The 14,884-nt window shown below is 65.1% G+C and carries 17 protein-coding genes and 1 tRNA gene; 5 read left to right on the top strand and 13 right to left on the bottom strand.

Annotated features, from left to right (window positions below):
- From TVB01_RS08515 to TVB01_RS08495, 5 genes are all read left to right on the top strand, one after another.
- Entirely contained in the window at nt 1-1,572 is a 1,572-nt protein-coding gene (locus TVB01_RS08515) for an alpha/beta hydrolase (RefSeq protein WP_422455468.1), read from the top strand.
- A 94-nt stretch (nt 1,573-1,666) separates the two neighbouring features.
- A tRNA-Thr gene (locus TVB01_RS08510) sits at nt 1,667-1,739 on the top strand.
- A 122-nt stretch (nt 1,740-1,861) separates the two neighbouring features.
- Complete coding sequence (locus TVB01_RS08505; protein ID WP_422455467.1) at nt 1,862-2,053, top strand: hypothetical protein; 192 nt, start codon at nt 1,862-1,864, stop codon at nt 2,051-2,053.
- Nucleotides 2,054-2,110: 57 nt separating this feature from the next.
- Entirely contained in the window at nt 2,111-3,568 is a 1,458-nt protein-coding gene (locus TVB01_RS08500) for a benzaldehyde dehydrogenase (RefSeq protein ID WP_422455466.1), read from the top strand.
- Nucleotides 3,569-3,812: 244 nt separating this feature from the next.
- Nucleotides 3,813-4,160, top strand: coding sequence for a hypothetical protein (locus TVB01_RS08495; protein WP_422455465.1), 348 nt, complete (start codon nt 3,813-3,815; stop codon nt 4,158-4,160).
- Between the two features lie 202 nt (nt 4,161-4,362).
- Here the strand turns inward: TVB01_RS08495 and csrA are convergent, their stop codons facing one another.
- From csrA to TVB01_RS08430, 13 genes are all read right to left on the bottom strand, one after another.
- A complete protein-coding gene (csrA, locus tag TVB01_RS08490) occupies nt 4,363-4,611 on the bottom strand; it encodes a carbon storage regulator CsrA (RefSeq protein WP_422455464.1) in 249 nt (82 codons plus the stop codon).
- A gap of 62 nt (nt 4,612-4,673) precedes the next feature.
- Complete coding sequence (locus tag TVB01_RS08485; RefSeq protein WP_422455463.1) at nt 4,674-5,654, bottom strand: hypothetical protein; 981 nt, start codon at nt 5,652-5,654, stop codon at nt 4,674-4,676.
- A complete protein-coding gene (locus TVB01_RS08480) occupies nt 5,629-7,680 on the bottom strand; it encodes a flagellar biosynthesis protein FlhA (RefSeq protein WP_422455462.1) in 2,052 nt (683 codons plus the stop codon). Before TVB01_RS08480 ends, TVB01_RS08485 begins: the two co-directional genes overlap by 26 nt.
- Nucleotides 7,677-8,810 (bottom strand): EscU/YscU/HrcU family type III secretion system export apparatus switch protein, encoded by a 1,134-nt coding sequence (locus TVB01_RS08475; RefSeq protein WP_422455461.1) that lies wholly within the window; start codon nt 8,808-8,810, stop codon nt 7,677-7,679. The genes TVB01_RS08480 and TVB01_RS08475 overlap by 4 nt, the downstream gene beginning before the upstream one ends.
- Nucleotides 8,811-9,569, bottom strand: coding sequence for a flagellar biosynthetic protein FliR (locus TVB01_RS08470; RefSeq protein WP_422455460.1), 759 nt, complete (start codon nt 9,567-9,569; stop codon nt 8,811-8,813).
- A 1-nt stretch (nt 9,570) separates the two neighbouring features.
- The gene (fliQ, locus tag TVB01_RS08465; RefSeq protein ID WP_422455459.1) at nt 9,571-9,846 is read right to left on the bottom strand and encodes a flagellar biosynthesis protein FliQ; all 276 of its coding nucleotides are present in this window, start codon (nt 9,844-9,846) and stop codon (nt 9,571-9,573) included.
- On the bottom strand, nt 9,846-10,727 hold the full coding sequence (gene fliP / locus TVB01_RS08460) for a flagellar type III secretion system pore protein FliP (protein ID WP_422455485.1): 882 nt from the start codon (nt 10,725-10,727) through the stop codon (nt 9,846-9,848). Before fliP ends, fliQ begins: the two co-directional genes overlap by 1 nt.
- Nucleotides 10,728-10,732: 5 nt before the next feature.
- On the bottom strand, nt 10,733-11,206 hold the full coding sequence (locus TVB01_RS08455; protein ID WP_422455458.1) for a FliO/MopB family protein: 474 nt from the start codon (nt 11,204-11,206) through the stop codon (nt 10,733-10,735).
- Nucleotides 11,207-11,908, bottom strand: a complete 702-nt coding sequence (gene fliN, locus TVB01_RS08450; RefSeq protein WP_422455457.1) for a flagellar motor switch protein FliN — start codon at nt 11,906-11,908, stop codon at nt 11,207-11,209.
- Nucleotides 11,908-12,759: a flagellar motor switch protein FliM gene (locus tag TVB01_RS08445; RefSeq protein WP_422455456.1), complete on the bottom strand. Its 852-nt coding sequence runs from the start codon at nt 12,757-12,759 to the stop codon at nt 11,908-11,910. The genes fliN and TVB01_RS08445 overlap by 1 nt, the downstream gene beginning before the upstream one ends.
- A gap of 86 nt (nt 12,760-12,845) precedes the next feature.
- Nucleotides 12,846-13,727 carry a flagellar motor protein MotB gene (locus tag TVB01_RS08440; protein ID WP_422455455.1) on the bottom strand — a complete coding sequence of 294 codons (882 nt, stop codon included), beginning with the start codon at nt 13,725-13,727 and terminating at the stop codon, nt 12,846-12,848.
- Nucleotides 13,724-14,509: a motility protein A gene (locus tag TVB01_RS08435; protein WP_422455454.1), complete on the bottom strand. Its 786-nt coding sequence runs from the start codon at nt 14,507-14,509 to the stop codon at nt 13,724-13,726. Before TVB01_RS08435 ends, TVB01_RS08440 begins: the two co-directional genes overlap by 4 nt.
- Entirely contained in the window at nt 14,509-14,826 is a 318-nt protein-coding gene (locus TVB01_RS08430) for a flagellar FlbD family protein (RefSeq protein ID WP_422455453.1), read from the bottom strand. The genes TVB01_RS08435 and TVB01_RS08430 overlap by 1 nt, the downstream gene beginning before the upstream one ends.
- Nucleotides 14,827-14,884: the final 58 nt, after the last annotated feature.

The following is a 14,884-nucleotide window of genomic DNA, read 5'->3' as shown; positions in this document are numbered from 1 at the left end:
ATGACCCCAGCACGACGCCGTCCCAGGGCCTTGCCTGCCCGCAGCCTGCGCCGCGCCGCGGCAGCGGGATCCGCCGCCGTCGTGCTCGCTTCGCTCGTGGCCTGTGTTCCCGGTGAGTCCGCAGGGCCGGAGCGGGGAACCCAGTCCGCGGCACCGGAAGTCATCGGGGACGTTCCCGGGGAGCTCGAGTCCTATTACAGCCAGGAAGTTGTCTGGGAATCCTGTGAGGACTCCTTCCTCTGCGCCTCCGTCGAAGTCCCCCTGGACTATGCGAATCCCGGGGACAGCAGCATCGAACTCGAGGTGATCCTCGCCGAGGCAGGCGGAACCGCTGAAGGTACCATCCTGATAAATCCCGGCGGGCCAGGCGGCTCGGGATATGACACGGTGCTCGAATCGCTCGAAGGCGTGACGACCAGCCGGCTGCGCGATGACTACAACGTTCTCGGCTTCGATCCGCGCGGTGTCGGGCGTTCCACTCCGGTGGACTGCCTCACGGATGAAGAACTGGATGCCTCCCGCAACGAGGCGTTTGATCCGTCGACTGATGCCGGGTTCGAGGAAGCCCGGGCCAATGCGGCGGACTACGCGGCGCAGTGTGCCGAGGAATCCGGGGATCTGCTGGGCTTCGTCGACACAGCCAGCGCCGCACGGGACATGGACATCCTGCGGGCTGTCGCCGGGGATTCGAAACTGAATTACCTCGGATTCTCCTACGGCACCTTCCTGGGCGCCACTTACGCTGAGCTGTTCCCGGAAACAGTGGGACGGATGGTGCTCGACGGCGGAATCGACCCCTCCGCCAGCAACGAGGAGATCACCCTGGGACAGGCCCGCGCCTTTGAGAAGGCCATCCGCGCCTACGTCGAAGACTGCCTGACCTCGTCGAACTGCCCGCTCAGCGGCACTGCCGACGACGCCGTGGAAACGATCCGGGACCTGATCGCTTCCGTTGAAGCGAGCCCGATGACTGCCGCGGACGGCCGCACCGTCACGGCCTCCACCTTTGTCAGCGGATTCATCCTTCCTCTCTACAACGACGCCAACTGGCCGGCGCTGACGCAGGGGCTCTCTTCAGCACTGCGGGGCGATCCGACGACGATGCTGATGCTGGCTGACCTGGGCGCCGAGCGTGAGGAGGACGGCACGTACGCGTCCAACTCCGTCGAAGTGTTCAGCGCCGTGAACTGCCTGGACTACCCCATGGAAATTGACCGCGCCCAGATGGACCTCGACGCCGCCGAACTGGAGGCTGCCTCCCCCACGCTCGGACGTTTCCTCGCCTACGGCGGGCTGACCTGCGAAGCCTGGCCGCACGGGCCCACCGGCGAACCGCACCGGATCACCGCCGACGGCGCGGCCCCGATCGTTGTCCTCGGCACCACGGGCGACCCGGCGACTCCTTATGAATGGTCCCAGGCACTGGCCAGCCAGCTGGACTCAGCAGTGCTGGTGACCTGGGAGGCCGAAGGACACACCGCGTACGGACGGGGCAACCAGTGCATTGCCGATGCCGTGGATGACTACTTCATTGACGGGACGGTCCCCCAGGACGGCCTGGTCTGCTCCTAGCCCGGGAGGCGGACCCCGGCGTTTTGACCCGGGTGCTCCCGCCGTATAAAGTTGTTCCTTGTGGATTCTGGCCGTTGACGGACAGATGAAGCTTGCCTCCTTAGCTCAGTTGGTAGAGCGTCTCACTCGTAATGAGAAGGTCGCCAGTTCGATTCTGGCAGGAGGCTCACTAAGAGAAGCCCCCGGAAACCACGGTCTCCGGGGGCTTCTCTGCACCATCATCTGCTGTTCTTTCCGGGGAGCCACCATCAGGACCGTCGCCGCGGCATTCAAGAAACGTTCCGGGCCCGTGCAGGCCGCGGGGTACGGACTCCACGTGTTTTTCGGCATCAGCATCCTGCTGTTCGTCAGTGATCCCGTAGCCGGGATCATCGCGCTGATGCCTCTGGTTTTTGGCCTTGCCGGCCTGGCCCGCCTGCTTCGGCAGGCCGCCCGGCGGCGGCACAGGGATCCCCGCCCGGCGAAGAACGATGCGCCCTGACTCGGACGCTTCTGGGATAATTCTGGCCTAGGCACCAAACCCACAGCTAGGAATCCCATGGCATTGCTCGACCCGTCGATCTGGACAGACAACATTTATGTAAACGGTTGGCGAAAGGGCGGCGCCGGTTCAGCCGGCGCCCTCGAACCCGCGACCGGCAACACGCTGGGCAGCTACGGCGTGGCCTCGGTGGAAGACGTTCAAGAAGCCGCACGCATTGCCGCTGCGGCGCAGCGGGAATGGGCAGCGCGCAAGCCTGAAGAGCGCGCCGCCGTCCTGCGCCGGGCAGGCCTGCTCTGGGAGGAGCACGCCGAAGAAATCGGCATCTGGATTACCCGCGAATCGGGCAGCATTCCCACCAAGGCCGGGTTGGAAACGCACAGCGCCGCGAACGAGTGCTACGACGCGTCGGCGCTCCCTGCACTCCCCGCGGGCGAGGTACTGACGACCAACGAACGGCGCTGGTCAATGGCCCGGCGCCGGCCAGCCGGCGTCGTGTCCGTCATTGCCCCGTTCAACTTCCCGCTGATCCTCTCCATCCGGGCCGTTGCCCCGGCCCTGGCGCTGGGCAATGCCGTCCTGCTGAAGCCGGACCCCCGCACCGCCGTGTGCGGCGGCGTGGCCCTGATGCGCATCTTTGAAGAGGCCGGACTCCCGGCGGGCCTGCTCTCGCTGCTTCCGGGTGGAGCGGAGATCGGTGCTGCCGTCGTCCAGGCTCCCGAAGTCCGTGTCATCGCTTTCACCGGATCCACGGCGGCCGGGCGCAAGATCGCGGAATCCGCCGGACGCCTGCTCAAGCGCGCGCATCTTGAACTGGGCGGGAACAACGCCATGATCGTGCTGCCCGGCGCGGATGTGGCCAAGGCTGCCTCCGCCGCCGCTTTCGGTTCCTTCCTGCACCAGGGCCAGATCTGCATGACCACGGGCCGCCACATTGTCCACGAGGATATCTACGACGCGTACGTTGCGGCCCTCGCCGAGAAGGCGTCCAACCTGCCGGTCGGTGATCCGGCCAGCGGACAGGTGGCCCTTGGGCCGATCATCGACGAGAACCAGCTCAAGAAGATTGACGGCATTGTCCAGGACTCCGTGGCGGCAGGTGCCCGCCTGCTCGCCGGCGGAACCAGCGACAACCTGTTCTACCGGCCCACCGTGCTGGCGGACGTGGCTCCGGACAACCCGGCCTGGGCACAGGAAATCTTCGGCCCCGTGGCGCCGGTCATGAAGTTCAGCACCGTGGATGAAGCCGTCGAACTGGCGAACGCCAGCGAGTACGGGCTGTCCCTGTCCATCCTCGGCGACGTCGGCATGGCCATGAAAATCGCCGACCGCGTGGAATCCGGCAAGGTCCACATCAATGAACAAACCGTCAGTGACGAATCCAACGCGCCGTTCGGCGGCGTCAAGGACTCCGGCAACGGCGGACGCGTTGGCGGCGCCGCAGCCAACATGGAATCCTTCACGGAAATCCAGTGGCTCACCATGCGCCCGGAAATTGCGTCCTACCCCTTCTAGGCCAAATCCCCAGCCTGCTGGAACGTAAAAAGGGGCGGCCCACTTCCCCGGTGGCCGCCCCTTTTTGCTGCCTGCGGCCAAGCGCAGTGTTGGCTCAAGATTCGCTCAAGGGATTCTTCAGGAAACATTGCGCCTGGGGCGTGCTGAACTTGAGCGTTTTCCGGGGTGTGGCTCTATATCGTCATATCAATCAAGCAATACGGCACATGGTCCGCAGGGATCGCAAAGACATTGGGGGGACAACGTGAACGCATGGAACGCCGGCACCGAGGTTTTGGTAAAGCGGTACACAGATGTTCAGCGGGACTCCCACATTGCCGCGCTCTGCGGTGAGTGCAACCGCCGCCTTGTCCCCGAATGGGCGAGCGACACCCGCCCCACAGACAAGACCGGTTACTGGGTTATCCGCGGCTACCGTTACCCGGGCGTCCGCTGCTCCACCCATGAGCGCCGTGTCCTGCAGGACTACTACGGCACCCGGGTTGACAAGGGTCAGGCACAGCGCCACGTTGCCGGCTCCGGCCGCAAGATGGAAGCCCCGGCACGCCGGACGCTGCGCCTCTTCGGCACCAAGGTGCGCGCAGGCAGCTAGAACGGCTTCCCCTGGAAGGAACTGCAGTATCCCTTCGAAAAATACTGCACAAGACGAGCCGCACAGTTGCATGTGCTGTACCGGCCGCCCGTCCGCGGACGGTACTGGCTCGCCACCCCGGCACTTACCCCAATGAGTGCCGGGGTTTGGCATTTAAGGGATGGAAGCGTGCACGCCAGAGCTGTGCACGCTTCGAAGGGGATTATTTGTCGGCGTCGGGCCGGCGGATGCTGAGGAGCGCCTTGATGCGCTCTTCGGCGTCGGGGATTTCGGCGGTGGCCGCGACATTCGCTTCTTCAACGGCACGCACCACTTCGTGGCGCTGGATTTTCACTCCGCGCGGGGCGTCAATGCCAATGCGGACTCCGTCACCGCGGGAATCGAGCACAGTAATGACAATGTCATCACCAATCAGGATCTGTTCTCCTGATTTCCGCGTTAGCACGAGCATTTATTCACTCTATCCCAACCACGCCGGGCATTGGCCTTGTCCGGCGTTCCGCAAGGAAACAATTACAACACTGATGCCTGGGCGGCTGCCCCGTCGACCCAGCCGACGGGCAGACCCAGGACGTTGACGCTCTGCGGGGTGGCGGTCCCTTCAAGTCCTTCGACGGCAACCGCGTCGACCGCGCAGGCGGTCCGAACGGCATTCACCCAGGCAGCGGTGTCTTCGGGTTTGCGTCCGGCGTCTACGGCAACCCAGAGCTGGTCCGGTGCGAGAGCTGCAATGAGCGTAGTGTGGCGTGCGATCTCGCTGACGCCGCGGCCTATCCCGTAAGCCAGGAAAATGGGATGACCGGCCAGGACTCCGGCCGCCCGTGCTGTCGCGACGGCCCTCCGGTCACCGGCGCGGCCCACGCCCGGGCCGTCGACCGTGCCTGCTGCCCGCAGCGCCTGGGCGCTAAAACCGGCGGCCGCGGCCATCGACTCGCAGACCAGCATGGCGTCCTGTCCCAGCCCCACCACGATGACGAGGTCTCCTGCCCCTTCCAGGGGTGTCGGCACCTCCTGGGTGCCGGCGCGGGCAGGCTGCCCCGGCTCAGGGGTTTCCGGGAACAGCTGCGGAAACGACACCGGCGCGGGCAGCGGGACGGGCTCCGGGGTCCGCGGCGGCTCCGGCGCCCGGGCCGGCGCGCCGGTATTCTGCGAGAGGTCCGCGATCAGTTCGGCAAAGGCATTGGTTCCCGTGGAGAGGCCCGGCAGCGGCGGAGACAGTGGACGGAAGTCGCTCTCCGCCTCTTCGGCACTCGCCAGCAGCGCTCCGATGCCCGCCCTGCTGGGCAGGTCGGCCTCCACAGGAGCAGCCCGGCGTCCGCGCGGCGGCAGTTCCACGGTGACCTCGTAGTGCTGGCGGGCCAGGAACCCGCCGATACCGCCCACCGTGACCTTTTCGGCGGCGATGATCCGGGCCCGCGGACCGTGTTCCGCAAGGATCTTCGCCTTCAGCGCATCAAGGGAAGGACCCTCAAGCTGAAATCGTCTCGGTTCCACGGAGCACTCCTACTGTTTCAATATTGACGTTGGCTGCGGTGGCTTCCTGGTAGGACAGCACGGGCAGTCCGTTGGCCTGCGCCGACACGAGGCGCCGGATAGCCGGCCGAAGCGCCGGAGCGCAGACCAGCACGGCACTGTGTCCGGCGTTCTCCACAGTGGCAACAGTAGTCTTAAGTGACGCAATAATGTTTTCGATACGGGTGGGATCCAGAAGGATCTGCGTCCCCTGGTCGGAAGGGCGCAGGTTCTCCAGCATCGACTGTTCCAGCGACGGATCGATCATGATCACGCGCAGCACGCCTGAGTTAATGTACTGGGCGGCCAGCGCCGGTCCGAGCGCCTGCCGCGCCGCTTCGATCAGCCCTTCGGGTTCCGGCGAGGACTTTGCTTTCAGCAGCAGCGACTCGTAGATGCGGGGCAGGTCGTTGATGGGGATCTGTTCGGCCAGCAGGCCCTGCAGCACCCGCTGGACCTCGGCCAGCGAGAGCACGTTCGGGATCAACTCATCCACGGCTGACGGGTTGACCTGCTTGACCCCTTCGGTGAGCACGCGGACATCTTCACGGGTGAGCAGGCGTGCGGCGTTCGCGGTGATGATCGCCGAGAGGTGCGTAACCAGCACCGAGACGCGGTCGATCACGGTGGCCCCTGCCATTTCCGCCGCATGCCGCATCTCCGCCGGCACCCATTTTCCGGCCAGGCCGAACACCGGTTCCACGGTGGCAACGCCCGGCAGGCCGTCCAGGAAGTCGCCCAGGGCCAGCACCTTGCCTGCGGGCGCTTCTCCCCGGCCTGCTTCGACGCCGGCAATCCTGATCACATAGGTGGAGGCCGGAAGGTCCACGCTGTCCCGGGTGCGCACCGGGGGAACCACGACGCCGAGTTCCAGGGCGATCTTGCGCCGCAGCGCCCGCACGCGGGCCAGCAGGTCATCCGAGCCTCCGGTGACGATGCCGACGAGGTCCGGGGAGAGCATCACTTCCAGGGCGTGGACACGCATCTGCTCGATGAGGTCCTCGGTGGTGTCCGAGGCAGGTGCACCGGTGAGCTGTGCGACCGGATCCGCCGCGGCCGCTTCTTCGGCAGCCTGCCGCGCCTTAACCCGCTGGCTGGCAAAGATCAGGAGGGCGCCAATCACAATGAAGGGAATCTTGGGCATGCCGGGAATCAGGGCCATGACGATCGCCGCCGCTCCGGCAATCATCAGGGCGTTGCGGGACTGGCTGAGTTCCGCCGAGGCTGTGGAAGCCATGTCCGACTCGGCGTTGGACCGGGTCACGATCATGCCCGTGGAGACTGCCATGAGCAGGGCCGGGATCTGCGTGACGAGGCCGTCGCCGATGGTCAGCAGCGTGTAGGTGTCGATTGCTTCGCCGGCGGACATGCCGCGCTGCAGCATGCCGATCGCGATGCCGCCTATGACGTTGATGATGATGATGATCAGGCCGGCGATCGCATCGCCCTTCACGAACTTGGAGGCACCGTCCATGGCGCCGTAGAAGTCGGCTTCCGCGGAAACCTCGGCCCGGCGCTCACGGGCCTGGATGTCCGTAATAAGACCGGCGTTCAGATCGGCGTCGATTGCCATCTGCTTGCCCGGCATGGCGTCCAGGGTGAAGCGTGCGCCGACTTCTGCCACACGCTCGGCGCCCTTGGTGACCACCACGAACTGGATCACCACCAGGATCAGGAAGATCACCGCGCCGATGATCAGGGAACCGCCCACCGCCACATGCCCGAAGGCTTCAATGACCTGCCCGGCGTACCCGTCGCCCAGCACCAGGCGGGTGGAGGCAACGTTCAGGCCCAGCCGGAACAGCGTTGCGACCAGCAGCATGGAGGGGAACACGGAGAAGTCCAGGGGCTTCTTCACGAACATGGTGGTCAGCAGGATCACCAGTGCCAGCAGGATGTTGATGATGATCAGCACGTCCAGCAGGCCGGCGGGCACGGGGACCACCAGCAGCAGGATAATTCCGATCACGCCCACGGGGATGGTGAGCTTCAGGAGGTTGCGGTTCACGGTGCTGCCTTACGGTGTTGTGGGGCGGGAGCGGGGACAGTAGCTGAGGGGTCGGGGGCCATGGTGTGCACCCCGGCGGCGGCGCCGCGGTTCTTCAGTGCCATGACGAAGGCCAGGACGCGGGCCACGGCGTTGTACAGTTCCACCGGAATTTCCTGGCCGATTTCACAGGCGGAGTGCAGGGCTCGGGCGAGGGGAATATCGCGCACCATGGGGACTCCCTTGGCTTCGGCTTCTTCACGGATGCGGGCGGCAATATTTCCGGCGCCCTTGGCCACGACCCGGGGCGCGGACTTGCCCGGTTCGTATTTCAGGGCCACGGCAACGTGGGTGGGGTTCAGGAGCACGACGTCGGAATCGCCTACGGCGGCCATCATGCGGTTCCGGCTCATGGCCAGCTGGCGTGAACGGCGCTGGGACTTGATCAGCGGGTCGCCGTCGGTGTTCTTGTTTTCGTCCTTAACCTCTTTTTTGGTCATCCGGGTCCGTTTCCGGTTCCGCCGCATCACCATGAGGATGTCCGCTCCCGCCAGCGCGAGCCCGGCCGCAACCGCGAACTGCAGCAGCGTGGCCACTCCCCCGCCGGCTTCAGCCAGCAGGGCGGTAATCGACATGCCGCCGGCGGTCATCAGGACGGGCATCAGGTTCTGGATGACCGCATAGAGGACAAGGCCGACGACGGCGGTCTTCAGGAGCGCTTTGACGCCGTTCCAGATCGCCTGGCCGCCGAAGACCCGTTTCATGCCCTTGACCAGGTCGAACTGTTCGTACTTGCCCTTGAACTTCTTGAAGTGGATACCGCCCTGCAGCGCTGCCGTGGCCAGGACTGCGGCAACGACGACGGACAGCAGCGGCCCCATAATATAGACCAGTCCACCGAGGGAGTCCTGGAACATCCGCAGTGCTGCCAGCGGATCGGGATTCCCGGTAATTGCATCCACCCGCATCAGTGTTTCTGCGCCTTTGTCAGCGCCCCGGCTGATGGTCGTGGGCATCATGACCGCGGCTGCGCCCACGCCCACCCAGGCAGTGAGGTCATCCGAGCGGGACAGCTGGCCCTTGTCCCGGACCTCCTTCATCCGTTTCGGGGTGGCGGCTTCTGACCGCTCTCCGGAGTCCTGTTCCGGCATCTATCCCACCCCCGCCAGCGTGCGCACGATTTCCTGGACCAGCACCGAAACAACGCGGGGCAGGGCGAGGAAAACCACCGAGATCAGGGTCAGCGTCAGCAAAATCTTGAGCGGGAAGCCCAGCGCGAAGGCATTCAGCGCCGGGGCCACACGCGTGAGCAGGCCCAGTCCGGCGTCGGCCAGGAAAAGGACCACCAGCAGCGGTCCGGCGATCTGGACAGCGGCAACGAACATGTTGCTCACGCCGGAGATCATCGCCTGCGCCGGGTCCGCGAGGTCGATCCCGCCCGCCAGCGGCAAGGCCGTGAAACTGCGGGAAAGTCCCATGATGATCAGCTGATAACCGTCTGAGGCAAACAGCAGGGCCAGCGCCGTGATCTGGAACATCCGGGTGAACTGGGCGCCGTTGACCATGGACTGCGGATCGAAGCCCTGGGCCAGGGAAAAGCCGCCAAAAAGGTCGATCAGCTGGCCGGCGGACTGCACTGCGGAGAAAACCAGCAGCACCAGGAAGCCCAGGACGGCGCCGACCACGAATTCCAGCACCAGGCTGGTGATGTAGGCGGCGGTGCCGAGGTTTACATATCCTTCGGAAACCTGGGGCGCCACGGCAAGGGCAAGGCCGATGGCCAGCATCGCTTTGACGCGGCCCGGGAAGGCGTTGTAGGAAAACGGCGGGGCGATGATGAGGAACGCCACCATCCGCACACCGGCGAGCATCACCGCTTCCAGCCACGCCTGGTCGATGGTGATGGACATGTCATCCCCCGCCGAGCAGTGACGGAATCTTCTCGAACAGCTGCTGCGTGAAGGTAATCATTTCGGTGATCATCCAGTGTCCGCAGACGAGCAGCGCAATGCATACGGCCAGGGCCTTCGGTACGAAGGACAGCGTCACTTCCTGGATCTGGGTGATCGACTGCACCAGGGATACTGCGAAACCAACTACCAGCGCAGTCAGCAGCACCGGTGCTGCGAGCTTTGCCGCAACCCACAGTCCCTGGAGGCCTATGTCCAGGACGGCGCTGGTATCCATCAGCCGCCGCCCTGGTAGCTGTTGACCAGCGAGGTGATGATGAGTCCCCAGCCGTCCACGAGCACGAAGAGCAGGATCTTGAACGGCAGGGAGATCATGACCGGGGGAAGCATCATCATGCCCATGGACATCAGTGCCGCAGCGACCACCAGGTCGATGATGAGGAACGGAATGAAGATGACGAAGCCGATGATGAAGGCAGCCCGCAGTTCGGAAATCATGAACGCCGGGATGAGGGTGGTCAGCGGGACGCTTTCCGGGTTCTCCGGGTTCGGCTGGTCCGCCGCCCGGGTCATGAGCGCAATATCCTCTTCGCGGGTGTGAGCCAGCATGAACTGCTGAAGCGGGCCGGAACCGGCGGACAGGGCGTCGTTGAACGTGAAGTCACCGTTGAGGTAGGGCTGTACGGCCAGGGAGTTTATCTCCGTCAGGACCGGCGCCATGATGAAGAGCGAGAGGAACAGTGCCAGCCCGGCCAGCACCTGGTTGGGCGGGATGGACGGCAGGGACAGGGCGTTCCGGGTCATCGCCAGGACCACGAAGATCTTGGTGAAGGACGTCATCATCAACAGCAGGGCAGGTGCCACGGAGAGCAGCGTGATGCCGATCAGGGTGACGACGGCGGTGGACGGCGTTCCGTCCACACCGTTGATGTCCACCGAGAATCCGCCGGTCTCTTCAGGGTCCGACGGCGCGCCGGGAGCGGTGGGTGCCGCCGGCGGAGCGGGGTCAAAAGTAGTGGCGTGTCCGGCGGTGGCTCCGGCGAGCAGGAGCGCGAAGGCAGCGCCCAGGATCAGCACAGTGCACAGGATGGCCCTGCGCAGCTGGGAGGCCCGCGGCACGGAGCCGGGCACAGCGGCGGCGGGCAGCGCCGTCGTTATGGTCTTCAACTGTTCCTCCCGCGGCGAAGGAAGGCCGCGCTCTGGCGCCAGGTATCCGGTGAGAGGATCGAACCGTTGAGTACGGAAGGACCCTGGGCCGGGGCGGCGCGCCGGGTATCGCGGCGGCGCGGCAGGTCGCCGTCGGCCATGATGCCCTCAGCTGCGCCCGCAGATTCCCGGGCGCCCTGCAGGGAATCGGCGAAGGCCGCGTCCGCGGCGGGCTCCGGATCGGCGTCGGTGGTGTTGAGTACGTTGACGGAGGCTTCGGTCACGCCGAGGAGGAAGCGCTGGCCGCCGGTTTCGACGACCACCACGGATGCTTTCGGGCTGATGGCCTGCCGGCTGATGACCCGGATGGGTGCCTCGGCGCCGGCGGAGCTGCGGCCGCGCACCAGCCGGCGCTGGAGCCACCAGAGGAGCCCCAGGACCACACTGAGCGATACCAGGACCCGCAGCGCCAGGACTGCGGATTCATCCATTTAGCCCAGGCCCTCAGCTACGTCCATAATCTTGGTGATGCGAACGGCATAGTCCTGGTCCACGACGACGATCTCGCCGTTGGCGATCAGGCGTCCGTTGAGCAGGATGTCAGCCGGCGCACCTGCTGAACGGTCCAGTTCCACGACGCGGCCGGGTTCGAGGTTCAGCACATCGCGGACTGCCATGCGGGTGCGGCCGATTTCGACCGTCAGCGCCATTTCAACGTTGTTGATGCGGCCGAGCTTGCCGACCACTGACTGATCGGCGCCCGCCCCTGCACCGCTGCCCGAACGCAGCCGGACCGCGAACCAGCCGGCGGTTCCTTCCGGGCCGCGCAGTTCAAAAACCGAGCTGTCCATGTGTCCGAACAGTGCCGATGCGTCTTCAGTGCGTGCTTCGCCGAGGACACCGGCACCAAGGCATGCGCTGGCCGCTTCGAGGGCGGGCCGCAGGACATCGGCATTGGAAATGACCGGTGAATCGGATCCCGCGACCGCGGAAACGCCCGGGCCCGCGGACAGCAGTACGACGGCGAGGTCAGCCGAGACAGCGCCGACGAAGGATGCCGTCACTGCCTGCCCCATCTGCTCCAGGGGCAGGCCCAGGGAGGAGTGCGGCGCCGGCTGGAGCGGCGTGGGGGTGGGCAGCAGCCGGACAAGGGCGTTGGCGGCTTCGGTGTGCTGGGCCAGGGTGGTGCTCATCAGTTGTTCTCCTCGGTGCTTACGATGACTCCGGCCAGCCGATTGCCGCTGGCTCCCACTGCAGCCTGGGCCAGTGTCTGGCCGTCGACTGCGACGTTGAGGGGCCGGTGCTGCGGATGGTCAAGATTTAGGACGTCGCCAACGGCCAGGTTCAGCACCATGCCAGGCTTGACCCAGATGGGGTTGAGCTGCAGCGAGACGTCGACGGGTAGGTTCGCCAGCTGTTCGGTGATCAGTTCCGCAGGCGTGGCGTCGGACATGTTCGGCCGGACCGGACCCAGCTGGGGCAGGATCGCTTCGGCCGGAAGGGCTACGGTGGCGGGCGCCGAGGCGTCCCCGACGACCATTTCAAAACGTGCCACGATCATGGGCACGGTGGAACCGGCGGCCTGCGCAAACTGGGAGTTGTACTGGATGGACGACGGCGAGAGCGGGGCTGCGAGCAGGCTGCCCAGCGCGTAGTGGAGGTCTTCGAGAGCCTCGTCCATGATTCGGCTCAGCAGTGCCTGCTCAATGTGGGTCAGCTTGCGTTCCGGGACGGGTTCGTTGCCGGTGCCGCCGAGCATGTGGCGGACCCAGGACAGCGCCGCTGCCATCGGGAACTGGATGACCGCCTTGGCGGAGATGTTCGGCATCGAGAACAGCACCATGCCGGTGTGCTCAGGCAGGGAGGCAACGTACTCGTCGTACGTCATCGTCTGCACCTGCTCCGAGGTGACCTGGGACAGGACCCGGACCTTGGCTGTCAGCTGGGTGCCCCACTGGCGGCCGAAGGTATCGAATGCCATTTCCAGGACACGGGCGTGCTCGCGGGCAAGCGTCGTCGGACGGCGGAAATCATAGATTTCCACCTGCCGGGAGGCTTTTGGGGGTATGCCAAGGGGTATATCTTGCTGGACCGTCACAGGAGAAACTATCGGCCGGTCCGGTGGTGCGGTTAGTGGTTGGAGGCCGGTAAAACTTCCTCGTCGCCCTGATCCGCGGGTGCCGCATCCGTGTCAGGTTCGGGGAAGACAATCTCTCCCGCCACGACGGCGGGCATCAGCTGCCGGACGGCCTCGGACTGGCCCGAAAGCACCACAATGTCCACGCGCCGGTTCTGCGCCAGTTCGGCTGCGCTGGTCCCCGCTGTCAGGGGCCTCGATTCACCGAAACCGACAGCCTTGATGCGGCTGTAGTCGATCCCGCCGGGCTCCATCAGGTAACGCAGCACGTTTACTGAACGAGCTGTCGACAGTTCCCAGTCCAGTGCGGAGTCCGTGTACTGGCGGACCTGGGCCGTGTGGCCTTCCACGGAAAGTTCATACTTGGTGGGCTGCAGGAGCGGACCGATCACGTCCAGCACATCGAGCGCCTCACCTGTCAGTGCGGCAAGGTCCGGCTCGAAGAACATTTCGGAGCTGACCAGGCGGATGGTCAGCCCGCGTTCGTCGATCTCGAAGCGGACGTCGTCCTGAAGTCCTTTTTCTTCAAGACCGTCCTGGAGGCGGTCCCGAAGCGCGGTGAGATCCTCGACCTCCATGGCTGCCAGCATCGCCAGATCAGCGTCAGGGTCAAGGATTTCCTCTGTCTCCACCATGGCCGGAGGTACTACTACCCCTTTTGCGGTGTCCACAGTGTTGGTTTCCACCTGGCCGAATCCAGTGGCCAGCGACGCCTTCAGCTGCTCGAATTTTGCCTGGTCAACAGTGGACATGGCGAAGAGGACGATGAACATGCACATCAGCACGGTGACCATGTCCATGTAGGAAGCCATCCAGCGCTCGTCCGGGTGTTCGTCTTCCTCGTCCTTGCGCTTCCTGCGCCGGTTGGTGCTCATGCCGCTTCGCTGGTCTCGCGGGCCCGGGAGGTAAGTTCATGGGCGGGAACCATGGCCCGCAGCCGCTCGCCGAGCAGGCGGGGCTGGCTTCCCGCCTGGAGGGCGAGGACGCCTTCCATCAGGAGGGTCATCTGCTCAACTTCGAGGTCGCTGAGGCGACGGAGCCGGGCGCTGATGGGCAGCCAGATGAAGTTAGCCGAGAGCAGGCCCCAAAGAGTGGCCACGAACGCCGTTGCGATCATGGGGCCGAGGGTGTCCGGCGTGGACAGGTTTTCGAGCACGTGGGTCAGGGACACCACGGTGCCGATGATGCCGATGGTCGGCGCGTAGCCGCCCAGGCTGTTGAAGAACTTGATGGCGACCTTGTCGCTGGAAGCCTTGGTATGGATCTCGTCCTCGAGGAGGACCCTCAGCTCATCGCCGTCGGTTCCGTCGGCGATGTTCTGCAGTGCAACCTGCAGGAAGGGATCGTCCACTTCGGCGGCGTCGCGCTCCAGCGAGAGCAAACCTTCAGAACGGGCCTTTTCCGCCAGGGCCACGACGTTGTCGATGGTTTCCTCCGGGTTGGGCTTCTTACCCATGAAGGCGCGCGGCAGGGCCTTGAAGGAGTAGATGAAGTCCTTCAGGGTGCCTCCGGCCAGGCCTACCGCAATGGTGGCGCCGAAGACCAGGATCATGGGGGCAGGCAGCAGGAGTGCGCTGAGGTGCGCGCCTTCGAGGGTGATCATCGCGTAAAGCGAGCCGAAGGCGAGTACTAGGCCGATTATTGTTGCCGGATCCATTATTTGTTCCTCGGACGAAGGGGCACGGTCTTGGTACTGCTGTCATTCTCTGCCGGCGTCCCCCCGGAGCCTGCAGCTGGGACCAGTCCAAGCCCGGCGCCGGGGCGAAACGGAACCGCAGGCACGTCCCGGGCCATGGAGATCACCCGGGCACGGAACTGGGCAATCAGGGCGATCACCTCATCCATGGACTCGGTGACGATGAATTTGGCTCCGTCAACCATGACCAGCGTGGTATCCGGGTTGGAGTGGATGCGTTCAATCAGGTCAGGGTTGATCGCAAACTGAGCATCGTTCAGTCGCGTAAGAACAATCATTGGCCCGTCCCGGTTGCAGCGTCCGGCTTGAGTAAGCCGTCACCCCTACTTTCGGCCG

Source organism: Arthrobacter sp. 7Tela_A1, assembly GCF_049311065.1.
Classification (GTDB): Bacteria; Actinomycetota; Actinomycetes; order Actinomycetales; family Micrococcaceae; genus Arthrobacter_B.
The sequence above is the reverse complement of the archived record's forward strand: the minus strand, read 5'-3'. Positions and strand labels throughout refer to the sequence as shown.